19 protein-coding genes and 1 tRNA gene are annotated in these 20707 nt (G+C 70.7%); 11 read left to right on the plus strand and 9 right to left on the minus strand.

The features are described 5' to 3' along the window. Nucleotides 1–1449 (plus strand): hypothetical protein (locus tag ACGFIQ_RS09350; protein ID WP_393241702.1); only part of this gene is annotated, 1449 nt, incomplete at its 5' end. A gap of 4 nt (nt 1450–1453) precedes the next feature. On the opposite strand, the gene ACGFIQ_RS09355 is transcribed toward ACGFIQ_RS09350, so the two are convergent. Beyond that, on the minus strand, nt 1454–2224 hold the full coding sequence (locus tag ACGFIQ_RS09355; protein ID WP_393241705.1) for a CPBP family intramembrane glutamic endopeptidase: 771 nt from the start codon (nt 2222–2224) through the stop codon (nt 1454–1456). A 144-nt stretch (nt 2225–2368) separates the two neighbouring features. Here ACGFIQ_RS09355 and ACGFIQ_RS09360 point away from each other — a divergent pair, with 144 nt between their 5' ends. Next, nucleotides 2369–3484 (plus strand): globin domain-containing protein, encoded by a 1116-nt coding sequence (locus ACGFIQ_RS09360; protein ID WP_393241708.1) that lies wholly within the window; start codon nt 2369–2371, stop codon nt 3482–3484. Nucleotides 3485–3552: 68 nt separating this feature from the next. Here the strand turns inward: ACGFIQ_RS09360 and ACGFIQ_RS09365 are convergent, their stop codons facing one another. Next, nucleotides 3553–5082 (minus strand): peptide deformylase, encoded by a 1530-nt coding sequence (locus ACGFIQ_RS09365; protein ID WP_393241711.1) that lies wholly within the window; start codon nt 5080–5082, stop codon nt 3553–3555. Nucleotides 5083–5245: 163 nt separating this feature from the next. On the opposite strand from ACGFIQ_RS09365, the gene ACGFIQ_RS09370 reads away from it, so the two are divergent. The 3 genes from ACGFIQ_RS09370 (at nt 5246) to ACGFIQ_RS09380 (ending at nt 7657) form a co-directional block, all read left to right on the plus strand. Beyond that, on the plus strand, nt 5246–5764 hold the full coding sequence (locus tag ACGFIQ_RS09370) for a SigE family RNA polymerase sigma factor (protein ID WP_393241714.1): 519 nt from the start codon (nt 5246–5248) through the stop codon (nt 5762–5764). Then, entirely contained in the window at nt 5761–6672 is a 912-nt protein-coding gene (locus tag ACGFIQ_RS09375; RefSeq protein WP_393241717.1) for a hypothetical protein, read from the plus strand. The genes ACGFIQ_RS09370 and ACGFIQ_RS09375 overlap by 4 nt, the downstream gene beginning before the upstream one ends. 208 nt (nt 6673–6880) lie before the next feature. After that, nucleotides 6881–7657 carry a hypothetical protein gene (locus ACGFIQ_RS09380; RefSeq protein WP_393242180.1) on the plus strand — a complete coding sequence of 259 codons (777 nt, stop codon included), beginning with the start codon at nt 6881–6883 and terminating at the stop codon, nt 7655–7657. 11 nt (nt 7658–7668) lie between these two features. Here the strand turns inward: ACGFIQ_RS09380 and ACGFIQ_RS09385 are convergent, their stop codons facing one another. Then, nucleotides 7669–9504, minus strand: a complete 1836-nt coding sequence (locus tag ACGFIQ_RS09385) for a hypothetical protein (protein ID WP_393241720.1) — start codon at nt 9502–9504, stop codon at nt 7669–7671. A gap of 212 nt (nt 9505–9716) precedes the next feature. Between ACGFIQ_RS09385 and ACGFIQ_RS09390 the strand changes: the two genes are divergently transcribed. Further along, nucleotides 9717–10427 carry a class I SAM-dependent methyltransferase gene (locus tag ACGFIQ_RS09390; protein ID WP_393241723.1) on the plus strand — a complete coding sequence of 237 codons (711 nt, stop codon included), beginning with the start codon at nt 9717–9719 and terminating at the stop codon, nt 10425–10427. A gap of 92 nt (nt 10428–10519) precedes the next feature. On the opposite strand, the gene ACGFIQ_RS09395 is transcribed toward ACGFIQ_RS09390, so the two are convergent. The 3 genes from ACGFIQ_RS09395 to ACGFIQ_RS09405 all read right to left on the minus strand — a co-directional run bounded on the left by ACGFIQ_RS09395 (nt 10520) and on the right by ACGFIQ_RS09405 (nt 14888). Further along, nucleotides 10520–11062, minus strand: a complete 543-nt coding sequence (locus ACGFIQ_RS09395) for a YbhB/YbcL family Raf kinase inhibitor-like protein (RefSeq protein WP_393241726.1) — start codon at nt 11060–11062, stop codon at nt 10520–10522. 176 nt (nt 11063–11238) lie between these two features. Beyond that, nucleotides 11239–12540: a glycosyltransferase gene (locus ACGFIQ_RS09400; protein WP_393241729.1), complete on the minus strand. Its 1302-nt coding sequence runs from the start codon at nt 12538–12540 to the stop codon at nt 11239–11241. Nucleotides 12541–12728: 188 nt separating this feature from the next. Then, the gene (locus ACGFIQ_RS09405; RefSeq protein WP_393241732.1) at nt 12729–14888 is read right to left on the minus strand and encodes a BTAD domain-containing putative transcriptional regulator; all 2160 of its coding nucleotides are present in this window, start codon (nt 14886–14888) and stop codon (nt 12729–12731) included. Between the two features lie 226 nt (nt 14889–15114). On the opposite strand from ACGFIQ_RS09405, the gene ACGFIQ_RS09410 reads away from it, so the two are divergent. Together ACGFIQ_RS09410 and ACGFIQ_RS09415 are read left to right on the plus strand one after the other, a co-directional pair. Then, nucleotides 15115–15270, plus strand: coding sequence for a hypothetical protein (locus ACGFIQ_RS09410; protein WP_393241735.1), 156 nt, complete (start codon nt 15115–15117; stop codon nt 15268–15270). A 51-nt stretch (nt 15271–15321) separates the two neighbouring features. Next, nucleotides 15322–16506, plus strand: a complete 1185-nt coding sequence (locus ACGFIQ_RS09415; protein WP_393241738.1) for a low temperature requirement protein A — start codon at nt 15322–15324, stop codon at nt 16504–16506. A 117-nt stretch (nt 16507–16623) separates the two neighbouring features. Here ACGFIQ_RS09415 and ACGFIQ_RS09420 read toward each other — a convergent pair. Further along, nucleotides 16624–16710, minus strand: a tRNA-Ser gene (locus tag ACGFIQ_RS09420). 162 nt (nt 16711–16872) lie between these two features. Between ACGFIQ_RS09420 and ACGFIQ_RS09425 the strand changes: the two genes are divergently transcribed. Then, entirely contained in the window at nt 16873–17847 is a 975-nt protein-coding gene (locus ACGFIQ_RS09425; RefSeq protein ID WP_393241741.1) for an NAD(P)H-quinone oxidoreductase, read from the plus strand. 35 nt (nt 17848–17882) lie between these two features. Here the strand turns inward: ACGFIQ_RS09425 and soxR are convergent, their stop codons facing one another. After that, nucleotides 17883–18341 carry a redox-sensitive transcriptional activator SoxR gene (gene soxR, locus ACGFIQ_RS09430; RefSeq protein WP_393241743.1) on the minus strand — a complete coding sequence of 153 codons (459 nt, stop codon included), beginning with the start codon at nt 18339–18341 and terminating at the stop codon, nt 17883–17885. A 47-nt stretch (nt 18342–18388) separates the two neighbouring features. On the opposite strand from soxR, the gene ACGFIQ_RS09435 reads away from it, so the two are divergent. Further along, a complete protein-coding gene (locus tag ACGFIQ_RS09435; protein WP_393241746.1) occupies nt 18389–19084 on the plus strand; it encodes a transketolase in 696 nt (231 codons plus the stop codon). 5 nt (nt 19085–19089) lie between these two features. Then, nucleotides 19090–19983 carry a transketolase family protein gene (locus ACGFIQ_RS09440; RefSeq protein ID WP_393241748.1) on the plus strand — a complete coding sequence of 298 codons (894 nt, stop codon included), beginning with the start codon at nt 19090–19092 and terminating at the stop codon, nt 19981–19983. Here ACGFIQ_RS09440 and ACGFIQ_RS09445 read toward each other — a convergent pair. Further along, nucleotides 19969–20676: a glycosyltransferase family 2 protein gene (locus ACGFIQ_RS09445; protein WP_393241751.1), complete on the minus strand. Its 708-nt coding sequence runs from the start codon at nt 20674–20676 to the stop codon at nt 19969–19971. The two genes, ACGFIQ_RS09440 and ACGFIQ_RS09445, sit on opposite strands and share 15 nt — an antisense overlap. Nucleotides 20677–20707 lie beyond the last annotated feature (31 nt).

The following is a 20707-nucleotide window of genomic DNA, read 5'->3' on the forward strand; positions in this document are numbered from 1 at the left end:
GCCGACCAGGCCGGCCCACCCGACGAGGCCACGCCCGCCGCCGACCAGGCCGGCCCACCCGACGAGGCCACGCCCGCCGCCGACCAGGCCGGCCCACCCGACGAGGCCACGCCCGCCGCCGACCAGGCCGGCCCATCCGAGACGACCCCACCGGCCGTCGACCAGGCCGGCTCTCCCGAAACGACCCGCGCAGCCGACCAGGGCGGCCCACCGGCAGGCAGCCGGCAACCCTCCACCGCACCGCCGGCACGCACGCCGACGACCCGCGCCACCCCTCGCAAGGCCACCGCTCGGAAGAGCGCGACGTCGACCGCCACAGCCCCGGCCGGCCCCGCAGTCGCCGGCACGACGGACGGCCCGACCGGGCAAGCGCCAACCCCGGGCGAGCAACCCACGACCCCGGCCAGCACGACGACCGCCCCGGTCAAGGGGGCCGCGTCGACCAGGAAAGCCACTCCGACCAAGCGAGCCGCGCCCACCAAGGCGGCCGCCCCGACCGAGAAGGCGACCAACCCGACGACGCAGGCCGCCACCCCGGCCCGGCGCACCGCCTCGGCGGCCAAGCGCGCCGCGACCCCGCGCCGGAGCGCCCGACCCTCGGACACCACTCCAGCACCGCACACCACAGCGACCCCACCCGGGAGCGCCTTCCCCTCGGAAACCACCCCAGCACCGCATGCCTCGGCGACCCCACCCCAGAGCCCACCACCCGCCGAAACCGCCCCAACACCACAACTCACGGCGACCCCACCCCAGAGCACCCCAACACCACAACCCGCGACGGCCCCGGCGCTGGTCGGTGAAACGGTGCCGGGGCGTACCCCGGAATCGGAGCTGCGGGCGGTCGCCGCGCGCGTGCTCGATCACCCGGGCTTCGCGCCGGAGCTGTTGGCTCTGGCGGCGGTGCGGTCCCTCGGGCCCGGCGCGGCCGACTGGGTCGCGCGCCTGCGCGACAGGTATCCGGACGCTCCGGCGGACGGGCTGGCCCGGATGGTGACCCGGCGGTACGTGCGGGCGGCGGGCGCGGGTGGGGCGACCGCGGCGTTGGCCGGGCTCTTCGCGCCGCTCGCCGAGTTGGCCTCGGTGTCGTGGACGCAGGCGAACCTGGTGTTGCACCTGGCGGCGGTGTACGGCAAGGATCCCGCGCATCCCGATCGGGCCGTCGAGCTGCTGGTGCTGACCCAGGTGCATCCGGACGCGGCCAGCGCGCGGGAGGCCCTGGCTGCGGCGCAGACGGCGGGCGATCCGGTCGAGGGGGCCTGGCCGCGGGCGGCGGAGGCGGCCTGGCGGTTGGCCGCGCCGCTCACCGCGCAGGCCGGTGGCTGGGTGGCGTTGCGGCTGGTGGCCCGGCTGCTGCCGGGTGCGGCGGTGCTCGCGGCGGCGCTTGGTGACGCGGCGGCGGCTGACCGGCTCGCGGCCCGGACGGTGGCGGTCTACCGGCCGCGCTGACCGGTCAGAGCCAGTCGAACCACTCCCGGGGCAGCGACGCGTAGCCGACGAAGGCGACCACGTCGAGCAGCGTGTGCGCGATGACCAGCGACAGCACCCGCCGGGTACGCAGGTAGAAGAGGCTGAAGACCACGCCCATCACCGCGTTGCCGACGAACGCGCCGAAGCCCTGGTAGAGGTGGTACGAGCCGCGCAGCAGCGCGCTGGCCGCGATGATCGCGGCGAGCCGCCACTGGAGTTGGCGCAGCCGGGTGACCAGGTAGCCGACCACGATCACCTCCTCCAGCACGGCGTTCTGCACGGCGGCGAGGATCAGCACCGGGATCGCCCACCAGACCGGTGGCAGCGCGGCCGGCACCAGCGTGGCGTTGAGGCCGAGCTGGGCCGCGACGAAGAACAGCGCCAGTCCCGGTAGGCCGATCAGCGCGGCCAGTCCGGCGCCACGGGCCAGATCCTGGCCGGGCCGCCGCACGTCCACGCCGAGGGTCCGTGCCGGGTCGCCGGGGTCCCGGCTGAGCAGGTGTACGGCGAGCAGCACCGGAAGCAGCGCGAACACGATGCCGAGCAGTTGGTACGTGAGGTCCAGCCAGGGTCGAGGCGACGCTGAGGTGTTCAGCGAGGCGGTCTGTTTGGAGAGCGGACCCTCGGCGGTCAACTTCGCGATGATCGAGACCAGCGCGTAGACCGCCGACTGGCCGAGGGACAGGCCGAGGACCAGCAGCGTTTCGGTGCCCAGCAGGCGGCGGGACACCGGGCGGGTCAGCTCAACTGTCACCGCACCACTCTGCCCGACGACCGGCGCCGGTGACACGGCTGACCGGCCAGCATGAGCGGATCGCACATTCTGTGCGACCAGTCGACACTCTCCGTGGAGATTCTATGGGCGCCCGATCCGCTGCCGACTGGAGGAGGAGCGCCCGTGGACAACCTCGCACGGTTGCTGAAGGAGAGCTGGACCTTGGTCGAGGACGATCGGGCTCGGCTGAGCGCCCACTTCTACGCCCGGGTGTTCCTGCTCGACCCCGCCCTGCGGCACCTCTTCCCAGTGCAGATGAGCGGTCAGGGCGACCGGCTCCTGGAAGCGATCATCACGGCGATCCACTCGGTCGACGACCCGGAGCGCTTCGACGAGTTTCTCCGGGCGTTGGGCCGCGACCACCGGAAGTACCACGTCGACGATCGGCACTACGCGACGATGGGCGTCGCGCTGCTGGACGCGCTGCGCAGCACCGCCGGCGACGGCTGGAACCTGGAGTACGACCAGGCGTGGCGGGAGGCGTACGGGGCGGTCGCCGCGCTGATGGTGGCCGGGGCGACCGACGACGACGGCCCGCCGTTCTGGCACGCCGAGGTGCTGACCCACAAGCGGTACGGCCCGGACACCGCCGTGCTGACCTGCCGGGCGTTGCAGTATCCACTGCGCTGGAAGGCCGGGCAGTACGTCAGCCTGGAGGTGCCACGCCACCATCCCCGGGAGTGGCGGAACTACTCGGTGGCGAACGCCCCGAACGACGACAACGTGCTGGAGTTCCACGTGCGGTCGCCGGGAGCTGGCTGGGTGTCCGGCGCGCTGGTGCGTCGGGTGCGGCCGGGTGACCTGCTTCGCCTGGCGGCGCCGATGGGGTCGATGACCCTGGACCGCTCCTCGGAACGGGACGTCCTCTGTGTGGCCGGCGGGGTCGGCCTGGCACCGATCAAGGCGCTGGTGGAGGAGTTGGCCACCTGCAACCGCACCCGCTGGGTGCACGTCTTCTACGGTGCCCGGCAGGCGGCCGACCTGTACGGCCTGGCCGGGTTGCAGGAGCTGGTCGCCGCGCACCCGTGGTTGTCGGTCACCGCGGCGTGCAGCGACGATCCGGACTTCGACGGTGAGCTGGGCGACATCCCGGAGGTGGTGGCCCGGTACGGCCCGTGGACCACGCACGACTGCTACGTCTCCGGCTCGGCCCGGATGGTTCGGTCCACCCTGCGGGTGCTCGCCGCGGACGAGGTGCCGCCGCCGCACATCCGCTACGACACCTTCGGTGACCTCTAGACGTTCCTCCCCCCACACCGGGGCGCGTGCCCCCGCCCCCTGGGGCACGCGCCCCGGTCCCTTCTTGGTCAGTAGCGCCAGGGGTGCCCGGTCTCGCGGTATTCCTCGACCGGCACCAGCGGCACGCCGGGTGCCATCCGGTCGACGTAGAGCCGGCCCTCCAGGTGGTCGATCTCGTGTGCGACAAGCCGAGCCATGCCGAACTCGAACGACGTGATGATCCGGCTGCCGTCCCACTGGGCATGCTCCACGTCCAGGCGCAGCGGCCGGGGCACCAGACCTCGGTGATCGAAGAAGGACAGGCAGCCCTCGTACTGTTCGTCGGTGTCCGTGGCGGCGTCGACCACCCTGGGGTTGAGCAGCACGACCGGCTCGGCCGACCGGTCCGGGGGCCGCACCACCGCCGCGGCCCGGCCGATGCCGAACTGTGGGGCGGCGACGCCGACCCCCTTGTTGAACGGGTGCAGTTCGTCGAGCCGGGCCAGGGTCGTGGTGAGCCGGTCGACGACGTCCCGCGCGACCTGCTCCTCCGCTGGCAGGTCGAACGGGCGGGCGTGTTGGCGGAGCAGGTCGGCGCCGCGTTGCACGATGCCGAGGCCGCGCATCCGGTCGCTGGGCCGCACCCGGACACCACCGGGGCCGGGGTCTGGTTCGGTGTCGGGGCGGGCACGGAAGCGCCACTGCATCCGGTAGCGGGCGTTCAGCGGCGGGTCGTCGGTCTGCCATTCGTAGATCGCCCGGTCACCCTCGTCGTGCCGCTGTGGTGCCGTCCGTAGCGGGCCCTCCTCCGCGGAGAGTGAGGTCTCCTCACCCCAGACCTGCGGGTCGAGCGCCGTGGGCAGGTCCAGGCGGACGGCGATGTGTCGGGTGGGTAGCCGGACGGCCCGCTGGAACCAGGGCCCCCACTTCTCGTGCCCGACGCTGTACTCGTACTCGATGGTGGCCCGGTCGCCCGGATAGAGCGGGAAGCGCCGTTCCCCGTTCTCGAAGAGCAGCCAGATCTCCTTGAACGCGTCCCGGTCGTGCTTGGCTCGCCAGTGCATCGGCTCCGGGTCGCCGCTGCCGTCGTCTCGACGGGCCTGTAGTTGCAGCTCGGCGAACGTGAGCTGGTGCTCCCGGTGGTGTCGGTTGGAGCGGCCGGGATCGTTCGGGTAGCGGTCGACGGCGACCCGGACCAGGTAACGGGTCACCGGCTCGGTCCCGGCGTTGTACAGCTCACGGTGGATGACGGACCGGTAGCCGGCGTCGGTGTGGGTGAGGGTGGCGAGCTCCCGTTCCACGACGAGGCCGGTGCCGGGTGGCAGCCACTGCCCGGGCAGGTGTGACTCGCGGTGCGGCTGACCGCTGCGGGCGTGCCGGAGGTCGTTGTACTCCCGGAAGCGCTGCCAGATGGCGCCGTTGGCTTCGAGGACGGCCTCGGCACGCCGGGCGAAGTCCTCGGTCGGGCGGTGCCGGCGCCCTTCGACGTGGCTCACGTAGGACGGGTCGAAACCCATGAGGACTGCCAGTTGTTTCTTGGACAGTCCGCGCCCGGTCCGTTGGCGGGCAAGTTCGGCCGCGAAGGACTCGGCAGCCCGTTCGAGGGGTGAGGTCGTCATCGGCTTCCTCGCGGCCGGGAGTATCAGTTTCACGTTCCGTGCCCAAGTGCACACATATCTGGCATGTTTTCGACACATCACTTGACAGCTCACCGGGCGAACGTCGGTTGTGACGGACGTCGGCGGCGGCAACCCCCGCCGGGTGTTCGGAGTCCTTATCCCCGTGAGAGTTGATCCGAGTTTCGACAGCTTCGTCGAGCAGAGGTCGGCAGCGCTCCTGCGGCTCGCGTACCTCCTCACCGGGGACCGGGGTCACGCCGAGGATCTGCTGCAGACGGCTCTGCTGCGCACGATGCGTCGCTGGTCGAAGGCCCGCGGGGCGCCTGAGCCGTACGTCCGGCAGGTCATGGTCAACCTGTCCCGGGACCGGATCAGGGATCTTCTACGGCGGCCACGCGAGACCGCGCTGCCGGACAACCCCGACGCGTTTCGTTCCACCGATGCGGGATTTGACGGCATCGGGGAGCGGCAGACGGTCGCCGCCGCGCTCGCACGACTTCCCGTGCGGCAGCGACAGGTGGTCGTGCTCCGCTACTTCGAAGACCTCTCCATCGAGCAGACGGCGGAGCTGATCGGCTGCTCGATCGGGACGGTCAAGTCGTACACCTCCCGCGCGCTGGCGCGGCTGCGCGAACTACTCGGCGACCTTCACGAGACCGAAGAGGCAAGGACCTTGCGATGACCGCTCTCGACGACGAACAGCTCGGCCGGTTGCTGAGCGACCGGCTCCACGAGGAGATGTACACGATGACCGCACCAGCAGATCTCACCGAGACCCTGCACCGGAGGAACAGGCGCCGTACCCGGGCGTTGGGCCTCGCCGTCGCCACGCCGGTGCTCGCCGCCGTGGCTCTGGGCGCCTCGCTGGCGCTCGCTCCCGGAGGCGCCGGAGGCGGCGGCGTCACGGCGGAGGCGCCGGAGATGCTCACCGTCGGCTACGTCACCGAGAAGACGGCCACCGCCCTGAGCGAACTTCCGGGGTACGTCCAGCACGAGACCACCCAGCACCAGGGCCGCGACGGCAAGCCGGCGAGCTCGATCGAACTCTGGGCCGACCCCACCACCAAGCGGGAACGGCAGGACAACAAGATCCTGTTCGGCGACGTCCGCTCGTACACGTTGGCGCTGGACGGCTCCACCGCCGTCGAGCTGAACCACGACAAGAAGAAGTGGTGGACCTACCAGATCAGCTCGCTCAAGCCCCTCGACACCAACCAGGTCCAGCACCTGCCGCCGTCGCTCAACCCCGCAGACCTGAAGCGCGCGGTCGACAGCGGGAAGGTGACGCTCGTCGGGAAGGAGCAGCTGGACGGCAGGCAGACCCTGCACCTGCAGTGGCTGGGCGGCCCGGACAGCGCCATGGACGCGGCGAAGGCCGCCGAGGAGTCCATGCAGATCTGGGTCGACACGGATTCCTATCGGCCGGTGCGGGTGATCAACAAGGTGTTGACCGGCACCACCACCAGCGACTACGAGTGGCTGCCCCGCACCGAGGCGAACCTGGCGGAGGTCACGGTGACTCCTCCGGCCGACTACCGGAAGCTGTCCTGCCAGCCCACCCCGGCGAAGGACTGCGGCTTGAACGACTGAGCCGCGTTTACGAGGCCCCGGATCGCGGTACGCGGTCCGGGGCCTCCCCGTCTGCCGGAATCCGGCAGCACGTGTCACTCGAATTACCGGCACTCGGGTATACCGGCAAGCATGGTTAGGCTAGCCTTAGCTCAGGACGGCACTGGATCGTCCGCCGGGGCGCACTCCTCGGTCACGCAGACGGGGGATGACTCAGGTGACAGCGGTGATGCCGAGGCGGGACGCCGTCGCCACACCACTCGCCCCCGTCACCGCGGCGCTGCGGGCCATGTTCGGCACCGACGACGTTCCCGGGCTGGCCCGGGGCCTGGTCGTCGACGACGAGTTCGGCTGGGCGCCCGCCACCACCCTGCTCGACGGCAGTCGGCTGCCCGAGCTGCTGCGCGGCGCCGCCGTCCGCTGGGGTGGCACCCCGCACGCCTGCGCCGCGCTGGCCTGGAAGTCGTACAGCTACTGGACCGCGCTGCCGGTCGTGCTCGGCTGGGCCTCCGCCCGGCGGGTGCCGCTGCTCGATCCGGCCGACGTGCTGATCCACTTCGAGGACCACCGGCAGTTGCTCACCATGGGCCTACGGCGTGGCACCACAGTCGCGGTGCTGCCGAACGACCCGTTGGCGCTCGCCGGCCCGCCGGAGGTGCGGGTCGTCGCCGACGAGGCGGAGTTGCTGGGCGCACTGCGTGCCTCCCTGCTCGACGCCCACCTCGCACCGCTGATCACGGCGATCCAGTCGGAGGTCCGGGTGGGCACCCGGACGCTGCTCGGGTCGGTCGCCTCCGGCATCGCGCACGGCATCCTGCGGGCCGCCGACGGTCTGCCCGGCTCGACGGTGCAGAGCATCGACACCCTGCTCGGCGCGCTCGACCTGGCCGATCTGATCGAGCTGGTGCCGGGGCCGACCGGTGAGCCGACAGTGCAGCGGCGCACCTGCTGCCTCGCCTTCACCCTGCCCCGTCCGAAGGTCTGCCAGGGCTGCTGCGTCCGCTAGGACCGCACGGCTCAGTCGGTGAACGACCGGACGTCCCACACCCACACACCGCCGGTGAAGCTCGGCTGGATCCCGGTCAGCTCGGTCATCCCCCGACGCAGCGCGGTCTCGTGCTCGTGCGGCCCGAGGATGACCACACCCGCCCGCCAGAAGCGCAGGTCGTCGACCGCGCGGACCCGCCCCTGCGGGGTGATCGGCGGCACCGCCCCGGTACGCCGGATGGTGCCGAAGAAGCTGCTGGTGGGGCGGGGCGGGGCACCGAACAACGCGACGCGCGGGGCCTCGGCGTTCGGGCGGGTGTCCGGGCCGAGGAAGTAGCCCCGGGCCAGCGGCATGTCCAGCCGGGTTTCCGCGGACCACCGCAGCGGCTCCGCGTAGGTGGTGTCCGGCAGCGGCAGGGTCACCACACTGCGCCCACCTGTCACGTACGGACGCCAGGCACCACTCGTCACAAAGGTGGGGACCGGGTCGAGACGGGTCACTGGCAGCGGAGTGGGGACGATCGGCAACAGGGCCATCGTGAGCACGGTGGCGGTGACGAAGCGGACCTGTCCCCGGGCGGCCGGGTGCGAGTCGGCCAGTTCGCGGGCGCGTTCGGCGCCGTAGGCGAGGAGCAGCCCGATGATCGGGGTGATCGCCAACGCCCACCGCGTCGGCACCACCGAGTGCAGGATCGGCAGGTTCTCCAGTGCCGCCCAGGGGCCCGGCACGCCCGTGCCCCGGTTGTCGAAGCGGACCTCCCGACCCAGCGACAGCACCGCGAAGAGCAGCCCGAGCGCGGCGAGCGCGAGCACCACGACCGAGCGCCGCAGCCAACAGACCAGGCCGACCACCAGCACCACCAGCGCCCAGCCGAAGAAGCTGTTCTCCTCGGTCGGATTCTTGGCCAGGCCGGCGGCGGTGCGCGGGCTGCCGGCGAGTGCCTCCCGGGAGTACGCGACGAACGACGCCAGGTCGCTGGAGTAGCCGCGGATCAGCCGGGACAGCCCGGCATACGCGTCCGGTCCGAAGAACTGCACGTAGAGGGGGTACGCCAGCAGCAGCGCGGCGACCCCGGCGGCGACGGCCAGACCGGCAAGGAAGGACCGGGCGCGGGACCGCAGATCCGCCCGCCCGATGGCGAGCACGCCGACGACCACGCCGAGCCCGATCGCGGTCATCAGCAGGATCTCCAGGTTGAGGAATGCCTGCCAGACGATCACGAGCGCGAGCAGGATCCCGTTGCGCAGCCAGCGGCCCGGGTCGCCGAGTCGCAGGGTGCGCCAGATGATCAGCGGGACCACGAACTGCGACACGATGTTCGGGTGCCCGTTGGCGTGCGACACCATGGCCGGCGCGAACGCGCAGAAGCCGGCGCCCAGCCACGCCGGCCCCCGGCTGCCGATCAGCACCCGGGAGAGCAGGAAATACCAGGCGGTGGCGGTGGCAATCATGCCGAGGGTGAGAAAGACCAGGAATGCCACACGTGGCCCCAGGAACAGGGTGACCGGCGTCAGTGGCAGAGAAATGGACAATACGGACGTATTGGCCATCAGATTCACGCCGTCCGGGACGTTCATCTGATTGGAATGGAACGGATACGCAAAGTGCGACACGACCCGCGCACCGTGCGCCATCATCCATTCGAACTGCGACTGGTCGGACCGGTTGTCCCGCATGCCGCTGCCCGGTTCCAACCAGAGCCGAGCGGTCACCCACAGGCCGAGAAGCACGAAGCTCAGCACGGCGAACAGGTCCGTCCGCCTGCCCCCACGGGAAGGCCGGGCACGACCAGTGCTCCCCCGCGCCGACGACGCGGCGGCCGGCCCGTCGCTGTCGCTGGGCGAGGCCGACTCAGGAGTAGTCATGACAATTCACAGGGTAGTCAGGGCCCGGCGCTGCCGTGACATGTTTCCGGGTACTGCCGTACTATGTGCCGGGTTCGCCGACCGCCGATCACGAGCCCACCCCCGACCATAATTCGGCCACCCCCGATGCCCCGATTCTTCTGCCGTCCCAGCGGATGATTCACTCTGTCGGTCCAGGCACGGGTCGAGTTCATATCGTGAGGAATCGACGCATGGCAGAAATCACTGGGGATCAGCGCGTTCAGTCCGAGGTGTTGGAAGGCCTCGCGACGGCTGTCAACCACCGGCGCTGGTTCATCGAGCTGGCCGTGCCGTACCTCGGCGACGACCCGATCGAGATCGGCAGCGGCCTCGGTGACTACGCACTGGAGTGGTCTGAGCTGCTGCCCCGGTTCACCGCCACCGAGGCCGACCCGGACCGGCTGGTGCAGCTCAAGGAGCGCCTCGCCGACCGACCCAACATCGACGTCCGGCAGATGCTGCTGCCCCAGAGCGACCGGGGCAACTACAGTGCCGCGGTCTCGTACAACGTCCTGGAGCACATCGAGGACCACGTGGGTGCGCTGAGCAGCATGCGCGACCTGGTCCGACCCGGCGGTGCCGTGATCATCATCGTGCCGGCGTTCCAGTTCGCGATGAGCCCGGCCGACGTCGCCACCGGGCACGTCCGCCGCTACACGAAGAAGACCCTCCAGGCGGCGATGACCGAGGCCGGCCTGACCGTCGAGAAGATCCACTACGCCAACGCGCTGGGCCTGATCGGCTACTTCATGGCCACCAAGGTCTTCCGGCTGATGCCGAAGGAGGGCCCGATGGTCAAGGTGTACGACACAGTCGTCCTCCCCGCCACCAAGGCCGCCGAGCAGCTGGTACGCCCCCCGTTCGGCCAGTCCGTCTTCGCCGTAGCCCGAGTCCCGTCCTAACCCCGCCCCCGCGATCTTGCACCTTCTGTCGCCCTAATGTCCCTTGTGCCCGAGAATGTCGGGGCAGAAAGTGCAAGATCGCGGGGTACGGATCATTCCTTGATCTGGTACGTCGGGCGGATCACCGCTCGGGCCAGGGTGTGGAACGTGAGGTTGAAGCCCACGTAGGCGGGGCTCGCCTCTGGGGTCAGGTCCAGGCGGTCGACATCGAGCGCGTGCACCGCGAAGACGTACCGGTGCGGGCGGTCGCCGGGGGGTGGGGCTGCCCCGCCGTACCCCTGGTCGCCGTAGTCGTTGCGGACCGCGAACGCCCCGCCGAGGTCGGTGCCGGCCGCGCCACCGGCGCCGCTGGGCAACTGTGTGACCTCGACCGGCACGTTCACGAGCACCCAGTGCCAGAAACCGCTGCCGGTCGGCGCGTCGGGGTCGTAGCAGGTGACCGCGAAGCTCTTCGTCTCGGCGGGGAAATCCGACCAGGCCAGCTGCGGCGAGACGTTGTCACCCCCGGCGCTGCCATGCGCGTGCCGGGCGTCCATCGGCTCGCCGTTCTGCACATCGTCACTCGCCAGCGTGAAGGAGGGCAGCGTCGGCAGCAGCTCGTACGGGTCCGGGGCGATCGGTCGTTCCAGGGTCATCGGGACGAGTCCTTCCGGTGTGCGGAGCTATCAGCCCCTTCATACCCCGCCGCAGCCTCTCCAACGACCCTAAGCACGCCCGGTCGGGCTGGAACCGCCTCGACCACACGGCGCAGGATGCCAGCAGTCCCGCTTGACCGACGCGGGCACGATCAAGCGGGACTGCCTGGACCCGGTTACGAGCGGCTGTCGCCGACCAACTCGGCGATCGTCGCGTCGATCGCAGTGAAGGGGTCGTAAGCGGCGTACTCGTCCTGCAACCGGCGGGTGTGCTGCCGGAAGCTCGGCGTGCTGAGGATCTTCTCGACGGCCTCGCGGATCCGTCCCTCTTCCGGACGCTCGGTGGCCAGGTTGATCGCGGCACCCGTCCATGCCGTACGGGCGGTCACCTCGGCCTTGTCCTCGCTCAGCCCCGCGAGAACCATCGGCACGCCGTAGCTGAGCGCCTGCTGCACCCCGCCGTAGCCGCCGTTGCTGACCAGGACGTCAACGTGGGGCAACAGCTGGTCGAACGGGATGAACTCGGCGACCCGCGCGTTGGCCGGCACGTCGGTCAGGGTGGCCTCGCGGCCGAGCGTCGCAATGACCAGGACGTCCAGGTCGGCGAGTGCCCGCAGGGTCGGCTCGACGAGTTGGGTGAAGTCCACGTTACCCACCGTGCCCTGCGAGACCACGACCACCTTGTCCGCAGCCAGCACGTCGTCCCACCAGGTCGGTAGTGGCCTGCTCGACCTGGATCCGGTGTCGGTCAGTCCGCCGATGTAACGCAGGCCGGCCGGTGCGTCGCTGCGGGGGTACTCCAGGCTCGGGACGGCCAACTGGAGGAAGCGGTCGGGCAACGAGACGGGGCTGTCCAGGATGAACGGCGGCTGCTCGGTGGCTCCCAGCCCGCGCAGAGTGTCGACCAGGTGGGACTGCGAGTCCTTGAAAACCTGCGCCGCCACCATCGCGTTTGTCTCGCTGTTACGTGCCCGCCCCTCCTCGGAGCTGTCCGGCGGTGCCCCCATGCCGAATGGGGCGGTGTCGACGCTGGTGATCATGAGCGGCACCACGCCTACGCCGACCACTCCGGCGGGACGGATACCGGGGGCACCGAGCAGGATCGGTGCGGCGCCGAAGAACATCGTGTCGTAGAGAACCACGGTCGGCTCGTCGCCTGCCTTGGCCAAGGCGTCCTGGAGGGCCTCGTGCTGGTAGGGCATACCGTCGACGAACACCTGGAGATCAAAGTCGAAACGCTGCGGGCCGGGCGGGATCGAGGCCCGAGTGGGCCAGAGCTCATCGATCTTGGTGATGTCGTAGTCGGCCAGACCGGTCAACGGGATGAAATCCATGCCGGGTTCGTCGACCGCGTCGCGGAACAGCGATCCGGTGATGAAGGTGACCCTGTGCCCCCGCCGAATCAGGTCCACCGCAATGGCCCGCATGGGTGCGACGTGCCCGTAGATCGGCACGGCCGCGATGATGATGTTCGCCATCAGCTCTCCTGGCTCTCAACTGCCTGGTTCCGGTACCTCCGGGACACGACGGCGACGCTCAGGACTTCTCAGTGGCGACGCGTCGTGCCGGGTTCCACCGAAACACCCGGTGCTCCAGTTCCCGTTCAGAAACGGTTCACGCCGGGTCCGGGCTGGCCGGGGCCGGGCGTACGGACAGCGCCGCGCGGCTAGCTGGCCAGGCCCATCAGCAGTTGATCGCGCCCGCCAAGGCCGGCCTTCATCGTCTCGAGGCGACGCCTGACCGGCCAGAATCCCGCCAGCTCCGAGTCGAGGTCCGGATAGCGGGCAGCCTGGGCGGCGACGGCCTCGACCTGGGCATGTTCAACCCGGAGCCAGGCGCCGGCTGATGCGGCGTCGGCGAACCACGGCCCCTCCGCCAGCGCGGGAAAGAAGGGGGACTGCGGGACGGCGTCCGGGGACGGCTCGATTGCCCGAAGCGCATTGCGGGCCACGGCGAGGTAGTACCGGGCCAGCCTGCGGATCGCCGCCTTCGCCAGCGCCGGATCGTCCTCGACCAACCCACGGCGCCAGCCGAACAGCTTGATCAGGCTGAGGAACCGGTACCGATCAGCCGGCAGCGCCTCCAGCAGGTGCGCGTCCGCCAGCGGGAGTAGGAGCCGATCGGTCTCCCGCTCCGGCAGACCCAAGGCGACCGCGGCGGTCGCGAGCGAGAACTCCGACCAGTCCGGTGCCGCCAGCAGCCGGTACACAGCGGCGTGCGGAGCCGCCAGCCGGCGATAGATCCGCTCGAAGCGGGCCACCAGTTGCAGGCAGTCCTCCTGCGAGATGACCGGATCGCTGAACTCGTCGATCATTCGGCCCTCGATGGCCGCCATGCTCCAGTCCGGTCTGGCAGCCAGCCGGGTACCGGCGAGCCACAGGCCCATCGGATGATCGTCGAACGCCACCGCCAACCGCTGAACCACGTCCGGCTCCGCACGCACCCGTTCGGTGCCGGCGTACTTCTCCAACACCGCCAACGACTCGTCCCGCCGGAGCACACTCAGCTTCCGCCAGTGCACGCCGGGAAGGTCCAGCAGCCGCCGCCAACTGGTCATGATCACGGCGCTACCGGCAGTGGCGGGCAACAGGTGCTGAAGTTGCGCACCGTCGCGCGCGTCGTCGAGCACGATCAGGACGCGGCGTTCGGCCAGGAGCGTGCGCCACAGTGCCGCCCGTTCCCCGAGGTCGGCGGGAAGGGCCTGGTCGGTGATGCCGAACGCCCGCAGGAAGCCCGCGAGGACCATGCCCTGGTCTGCCGGTTGCTCGGTCATCCCGCCCAGGTCGGCATAGACCTGACCATCGGGGAACCGATCCCGTACGGCATGGGCCAGATGTACCGCCAGCGCCGTCTTGCCCACCCCACCAAGGCCGACGATGCCCACTACCGGCACCTCGTCGGCCCGGGTCAGCAGACCGGTCAACTCCCGTACGGTCTCCGATCGGCCGACGAAGTTGGCGAGATCGGCCGGTAGCTGCGCCGGCACCGGACGGTCGGCGGCCGGGCGCCGCGGCCCGACGCCCAGCGGCAACGGGCCGTTCCCGGCCGGGCCGGCGGATGAGGTCGGGCCAAGCAGTGTCGGATCGGATTGCAGCAGCCGAGCATGCAGCTCCCGCAGAGCCGGACCCGGCTCCACGGCGAGCTCAGCAGCCAGCACACGCCTGGCATCCTGGTAGACGGCGAACGCCTCGGCCGGCCGCCCAGCCCGGTGAAGCGCGAGCATCTGCAGCTCACGCAGCCGTTCCCGGAGGGGGTACTCGGCGACCAGTGCCCAGAGCTCGGCCACCGCTTCCGCGTGCCGACCCAGCTCAAGCTCGACCGCGAGCCGGTCCTCCACCGTGGCTGCCCGGAGGAAGTCCAACCGGCCCCGCTGTGCCTCCGCGTAGTGGCCCCGGACGCCAGCCAATGGCGTGCCCCGGAACAGGGCGAGCGCGTCGCGCAGGTGTACGGCGGCCAGGGCCGGGTTGGCGGCGCGTCGGGCCTGTTCCGCACGCGCCACCAGCTGACGGAACAGGGCCAGGTCGAGAGTCTCCGGTCCGACCGGCAGGGCATAGCCACCCGCCACGGACTCGATCGCGGGAGCGCTGCCACCGCCGAGAGCCTGCCGGAGTTGAGAGACGTACGTTCGAACGATCCCCGCTGCGGCCCGAGGCGGGGTTTCTCCCCAGACAGCGGTCGCGATCTCGCCCACCGATGCCTGGGCGCCCTCCCGCAACAGCAGTGTCGCGAGCGTCGCACGTTGCTGCGGAGAGCCCAGATCCAGCTCGTCTCCGTCACGCCAGGCCGCGACCGGGCCCAGCACGCCGAAGTTCAGCGTTCCACTCAAAGGACTACCTTTTCTCAATGGCGGGCCGCGCGAAGCCTTCCCCCTAACGTATCCGTCGCCGGGGTGGAGAGAGAATTGCGGTAGTGCCGGCCACGCATGAAGTCCCTGTCCGAATTCTTCCAGGTCGCAGTACGAGCAGCTCCAGCTGAGGCCCGGGGGGTCGCGCTCGAACAGCAGCAACCTACGAAGTTTGTGATCATCACCGCGGCGCTCCACGGGTGAGTTCTTGGCAAGCATCTGGTGTGACGTCCTGGTCGCCGTCGTCACCGCGCTCCGCAAGCCGGACGAGCAGGCACTCGCCCAGGAACGCCGACGAGCGGTGGAGCGCCTGGCCGAGGAGACGATCCGCGAGGAGCGGCGGGCCGCGAACCCGCCAGAGTGACCGGGACGCGAGGCGCCGGACTGCTTCGAGGCGAACAGTCAAGATGACCTGATGGGGTGGATCTCCCGCTCGCGGCCAGTAGTCACGGCGGAGGCACACCGACCGACGCTGTTCGAGATCTTCTTCGACCTGGTGCTGGTCTTCGGGCTCATCCGGGTCACCACGTTCATGAGCGAACGGCCCTCGCCGGTGACCCTGACGCAGGGACTCCTCGTCCTCGTGCTGCTGTGGAACTCCTGGCTCGTCTACGCCTGGTTGGGCAACTACGTCCGGATGGACGTCGGGCTGGTCCGCGCCGGCGTCACCGTGGCGATGGCAGCCGTCTTCCTCATCGCGCTTGTCATCCCCGAAGCCTGGCAGACCGGTCCGCACACGGCGAAACCGCGTCTGATCCTGGTGCTGGCGTACGTCGTGGTGCGGGTGATCGACTCCGCCCTCTTCCACTGGGTGGCGGCGGACGACCCCCGGTTGCTCCGGACCGTTCACCTCTACGCCCTCACCACCGCACTGTCCTGGATCCCGCTGGTCCTCGGGGCTGTCCTCGGCGGCACCGCGCAGATCCTGCTCTGGGCGGCGGCACTCGTCATCGACATGAGCGGTGGGGTGCTCGCCCTGCTGGTGAACGGGTGGCCGGTACGCAGCCCCGGCCACTTCGTGGAGCGGCACGGCCTCGTGGTGATCATTGCGCTCGGTGAGTCCCTGATCTCGGTCGGCGCCGGCATCGGAACGCAGATGATCCACACACCGACCCTGGTGGCGGCGCTGCTCACCCTCGCCATAACGATCTGCCTGTACTGGCTCTACTCCGCGAGCGCGACGAACGCCGGGCAAGCACTGACGAGGGCGTCCGGCCTGCGGCGCGGCCTGGTGGCCGGCAACGCCTACAGTGTCGCCCACCTCCCGCTGCTCGCCGGGACCATCTACGTGGCGTTGGGAGTCGAGGAGGTGCTCGCCGCCCTGGCGCACGAGAAGTCCCACGCCAGCCTGAACTGGATCTCGGCCATCGCGCTGTTCGGCGGGGCCGCCCTGTACCTCGCGGGCAGAACGGTGTTCCTGAGTCTCACCGGCCAGCGCGTGCGGCCGGAGCAGTTTGTCGCTCCCGGTCTGGCCCTGTTGTTACTGCCGGTCGGCCGCTACCTGCCCGGTCTGGCCGCGCTCGGCCTGCTCACCGCGTTCCTCGTCGCCCTCCTCAGCTACGAGGCGTGGACCAGGCGCGGTGCCGCCGGCACCGACTGACCAGCACCGCTCAGACGCACCAGATCCACTCGACTTTCAGGAAAGCGCGGCATCCGCACGGCCCGGACGCCCCGACTTCCGGAAAGTCGAGTTGATCAAGCGCGGCGTTCGGGTGGGCGGAGGGTGTGGGATTCGAACCCACGAAGACATCGCTGCCTTACCGGTTTTCAAGACCAGCGCCATCGGCCACTAGGCGAACCCTCCTGGGCCGCCACCCGCGGGCGTACGGCCACGCACAGTCTGCCACGACTCCCGCCGGTCGGCCCGGCGTCCCTCCCCCAACGCGGCGACCAGGCCATCTCGGCCGTCCACTGTGGGCTGCAGGGTGCGCCTGCGGCCCCCGGCGAGATCGGGAAGACTGGGCCCATGCGAGCCATCACCATTCCGCAGCCCGGTGGACCCGACGCGCTGGTCTGGGCCGAGGTGCCCGACCCGGAGCCGGGCCCCGACGAGGTGATCGTGGATGTGCGGGCCAGCGGGGTCAACCGTGCTGACCTGCTGCAACGGCAGGGGCGCTACTCGCCGCCGCCGGGTGCGTCCGCGTACCCCGGGTTGGAATGCTCCGGGGTTGTCACCGAGGTGGGGTCGGAGGTCGCCGGGTGGGCGGTCGGGCAGCAGGTGTGCGCGCTGCTGGCCGGCGGGGGGTACGCCGAGCGGGTCGCGGTCCCCGCCGGGCAGTTGTTGCCGGTGCCGGCCTGCGACCCGGTGGACGCCGGGGCGCTGCCGGAGGTGGCCTGCACGGTCTGGTCGAACCTGATCCAGGTGGGTCGGCTCGGCGCGGGCGACACGCTGCTGGTGCACGGCGGGGGCAGCGGGATCGGCACCTTCGCGGTCCAGTTCGGGGCGGCTCTCGGCGCGACCGTGCTGACCACCGCGCGGGAGGCCAAGCACGCCCGGCTGCGGGAGTTGGGCGCGGCGCACACGATCGACTACCGGGAGCAGGACTTCGTCGAGGAGGTCCGGCGGGTCACCGACGGTCGGGGCGCGGATGTCGTCCTGGACATCATGGGCGCGTCCTACCTGGGCCGGAACGTCTCCGCGCTGGCCACCGGCGGCCGGCTGGTGGTGATCGGGTTGCAGGGTGGGCGCAAGGCCGAGTTGGATCTCGGCGCACTGCTGACCAAGCGGGCCAGCGTCGCGGCGACGTCGCTGCGCTCCCGACCGCTCGCCGAGAAGGCGGAGATCGTCCAGGGCGTACGGGACGAGGTGTGGCCGTTGATCGAGGCCGGCACGGTCCGACCGATCGTGGACCGGCGGGTGCCGATGAGCGAGGCGGCGACGGCCCACCGGCTCGTCGAGTCGAACGACCACTTCGGCAAGGTGCTGCTCACGCGCGGGTGACGCGGCGAGCAGCCGGCCGAGCGGCGCACCAGCAGTCAGACGAGTGTGTCGTCCGTCGGGCGGGGCAGCATCAGGCGGGCGCCCGGCCCCTCGCCGGCCAGCGCGTCACCCGGGTTGTTGAGTGCGCAGCGTTGCAGGGACAGGCAGCCGCAGCCGATGCAGCCGTCCAGGTCGTCGCGGAGGTTGGTGAGCAGCCGGATCTTCTCGTCCAGCCGGCCGCGCCAGCTCGCGGAGAGCCGCGCCCAGTCCTGTGGGCTGGGCGTGCGGGCCTCGGGGAGCGACTCCAACGCCGCCCGGATCTCGTCGAGCGAGACGCCGACCTGCTGGGAGATCCGGATGAAGGCGACCCGGCGCAACTCGGCGCGGGCGTACCTGCGCTGGTTGCCGCCGGTGCGGTCGGCGCGGATCAGCCCGAGTCGCTCGTAGTAGCGCAGCGCCGACGGCGCCACGCCGGAGCGGGCGGACAACTCGCCGATCGTCAGTAGATCCTGCATCACCAGGTCCTTGAGTTGAAGTCCACTTCAAGTCACACAGTAGTGGCATGACCACCACACTGACCACCGACACCGGCGCCCGGCTTCCCGGGCTGATCCGACGACTGACCGGCGACGAGAAGCACGCACCCAGCGCGCACTCCACCATCGACGTGCTCCAGGTGCTCTACGACCGGGTGCTGCGGGTCACCCCCGACACCGCCGACAACCCGGAGCGGGACCGGTTCCTGCTCTCCAAGGGGCACGGGCCGGCGGCCTACTACGCGGTGCTCGCCGCGCACGGTTTCATCCCCGACGCCTGGCTCGACGACCTGGCCGGGCCGGACAGCCGGCTCGGCCACCACCCGGACCGGGTGCTGGTGCCCGGCGTCGAGATCGGCTCCGGCTCACTCGGTCACGGGCTCGGGCTGGCCGTCGGCACCGCCCTCGGCCTGCGAGCCCAGGGGCTGCGCACCCCCCGGGTGTACGTGCTGCTCGGCGACGCCGAACTCGACGAGGGCGCCAACCACGAGGCGATCGCGTACGCGGGGGCGACCGGCCTGGACAGCCTCACCGCGATCGTGGTGGACAACTCGTCCGCCACGCACGGCTGGGCCGGCGGGATCGCCAGCCGGTTCACCGTCAACGGCTGGACCGCCGACACCGTCGACGGACGGGACCACACCGCCCTGTACACGGCGCTGACCGGGCACCGGCCACGACAGCCGCACCTGGTGGTCGCCCGGGTCGAGAGCAGGGGATGACAGTCATGCGGAACGCCTTCATCGACACCACCACCGCCCTTCTCGACGAGGACCCGCGTACCGCGCTCGTGCTGGCCGACATCTCGGCCAGCCAGTTCGCGCCGGCCGGTCACCGGCACCCGGACCGGGTGCTCAACGTCGGCATCCGGGAACAACTGATGATCGGTGTGGCCGGCGGGCTCGCCCTGACCGGGCTCCGCCCGATCGTGCACTCGTACGCGACGTTCCTGGTGGATCGGGCGTACGAGCAGATCAAGCTGGATCTGGACCACCAGGGCGTGGGCGCGGTCCTGGTCAGCATCGGCGCGTCGTACGACGGGTCGGCGGAGGGCCGGACCCACCAGTCGCCCGCCGATGTGGCGCTCTTCGACTCGCTCGGCGACGGCTGGACGGTGCGGGTGCCCGGCCACCCGGACGAGGTCGCGCCGCTGCTCCGGTACGCGGCGACCGGTGACGACCCCCTCTACCTGCGGCTCAGTGAGCAGCGCAACGCCGAGGCGTACCCGGATGCGGACCGGCTGCGGGTGCTCCGGCGGGGCGGGACGAACGCGCCGCTGGTGGTGGCCGTCGGGCCGATGCTCGACGCCACGTTGGCGGCGACCGAGGCGATGGACGTGACAGTCGCGTACACCCACACGCCCCGGCCGCTCGACACCCTGGGGCTACGGGCGCTCGCCGGGACCGACGTGGTGCTCGTCGAGCCGTACCTGGCGGGCACGTCGAGTGCCCTCGTCAGCCGGGCGATGGCGGACGTGCCGCATCGGCTGCTCGCGCTCGGGGTGGGTCGGACCGACCTGCGGCGCTACGGAAGCCCGGCCGACCACACCCGGTGGCACGGCCTGGACGCCGCAGGTCTGCGCCGGTCGATAAGCGCGTTCCTGGGGTCAGCGCGGGGCTGAGGTGGCGGGACGGCGGCGTGCGCGCTCGCGGCCGAGGATCCAGATCGCCTCGACGCCGTCCTTCCAGGTGATCTTCTTGCCCTCTTCCCGGCCACGGGCCCGGTAGCTGATCGGCACCTCGTACGGCCGAATCCGGCGGCGCAGCAGCTTGCCGGTCACCTCGGCCTCCATGCCGAAGCCGCGCGAGCGCACCTCCAGCGACCGGTAGAGCGCCACCGGCATCAGCTTGAAGCAGGTCTCCAGGTCACCGATGTACGAGTTGAACAGCACGTTGGCCGCCATCGTGACGCCCTTGTTGCCCATCACGTACCAGAAGCTGTAGGCGCTGTGGCTGCCGAAGGTGCGGTTGCCGTAGACGACTGTGGCGCGCCCGTCGAGCACCGGGTCGAGCAGCTTGGGGATGTCCTGCGGGTCGTACTCCAGGTCGGCGTCGAGGATGACCATGTAGTCGCCCTCGGCGCTGTCGACGGCAGTCTTGATGGCGGCACCCTTACCGGCGTTGCGCTGGTGGGTGATGACCCGCAGGCGTGCGTCGTCGGCGCGACCGAGGATCTCGCCGGTGCCGTCCCGGCTCCCGTCGTCGACGACGACCATTTCGATCTCACACGGGTAGTCCACCGCCAATGCCTGCTTGAGGGCATCCGCGATGCGTTCTTCCTCGTTGAAGACCGGCATCAGGATCGAGAGCTTCACGGGAATCTCCACGGTGGCGACGACACGTCGG

It is taken from the genome of Micromonospora sp. NPDC048898 (assembly GCF_043198035.1).
Classification (GTDB): Bacteria; Actinomycetota; Actinomycetes; order Mycobacteriales; family Micromonosporaceae; genus Micromonospora.

Bases quoted from the DNA above. Each gene is read 5' to 3' on its own strand.
- ACGFIQ_RS09365 (WP_393241711.1), bottom strand. From the start codon at position 5,082: ATGACGACCTCACCCCTCGAACGGGCTGCCGAGTCCTTCGCGGCCGAA.
- ACGFIQ_RS09375 (WP_393241717.1), top strand. From the start codon at position 5,761: ATGACCGCTCTCGACGACGAACAGCTCGGCCGGTTGCTGAGCGACCGG.
- ACGFIQ_RS09380 (WP_393242180.1), top strand. From the start codon at position 6,881: ATGCCGAGGCGGGACGCCGTCGCCACACCACTCGCCCCCGTCACCGCG.
- ACGFIQ_RS09385 (WP_393241720.1), bottom strand. From the start codon at position 9,504: ATGACTACTCCTGAGTCGGCCTCGCCCAGCGACAGCGACGGGCCGGCC.
- ACGFIQ_RS09390 (WP_393241723.1), top strand. From the start codon at position 9,717: ATGGCAGAAATCACTGGGGATCAGCGCGTTCAGTCCGAGGTGTTGGAA.
- ACGFIQ_RS09395 (WP_393241726.1), bottom strand. From the start codon at position 11,062: ATGACCCTGGAACGACCGATCGCCCCGGACCCGTACGAGCTGCTGCCG.
- ACGFIQ_RS09400 (WP_393241729.1), bottom strand. From the start codon at position 12,540: ATGGCGAACATCATCATCGCGGCCGTGCCGATCTACGGGCACGTCGCA.
- ACGFIQ_RS09415 (WP_393241738.1), top strand. From the start codon at position 15,322: ATGGGGTGGATCTCCCGCTCGCGGCCAGTAGTCACGGCGGAGGCACAC.
- ACGFIQ_RS09425 (WP_393241741.1), top strand. From the start codon at position 16,873: ATGCGAGCCATCACCATTCCGCAGCCCGGTGGACCCGACGCGCTGGTC.
- soxR (WP_393241743.1), bottom strand. From the start codon at position 18,341: ATGCAGGATCTACTGACGATCGGCGAGTTGTCCGCCCGCTCCGGCGTG.
- ACGFIQ_RS09435 (WP_393241746.1), top strand. From the start codon at position 18,389: ATGACCACCACACTGACCACCGACACCGGCGCCCGGCTTCCCGGGCTG.
- ACGFIQ_RS09440 (WP_393241748.1), top strand. From the start codon at position 19,090: ATGCGGAACGCCTTCATCGACACCACCACCGCCCTTCTCGACGAGGAC.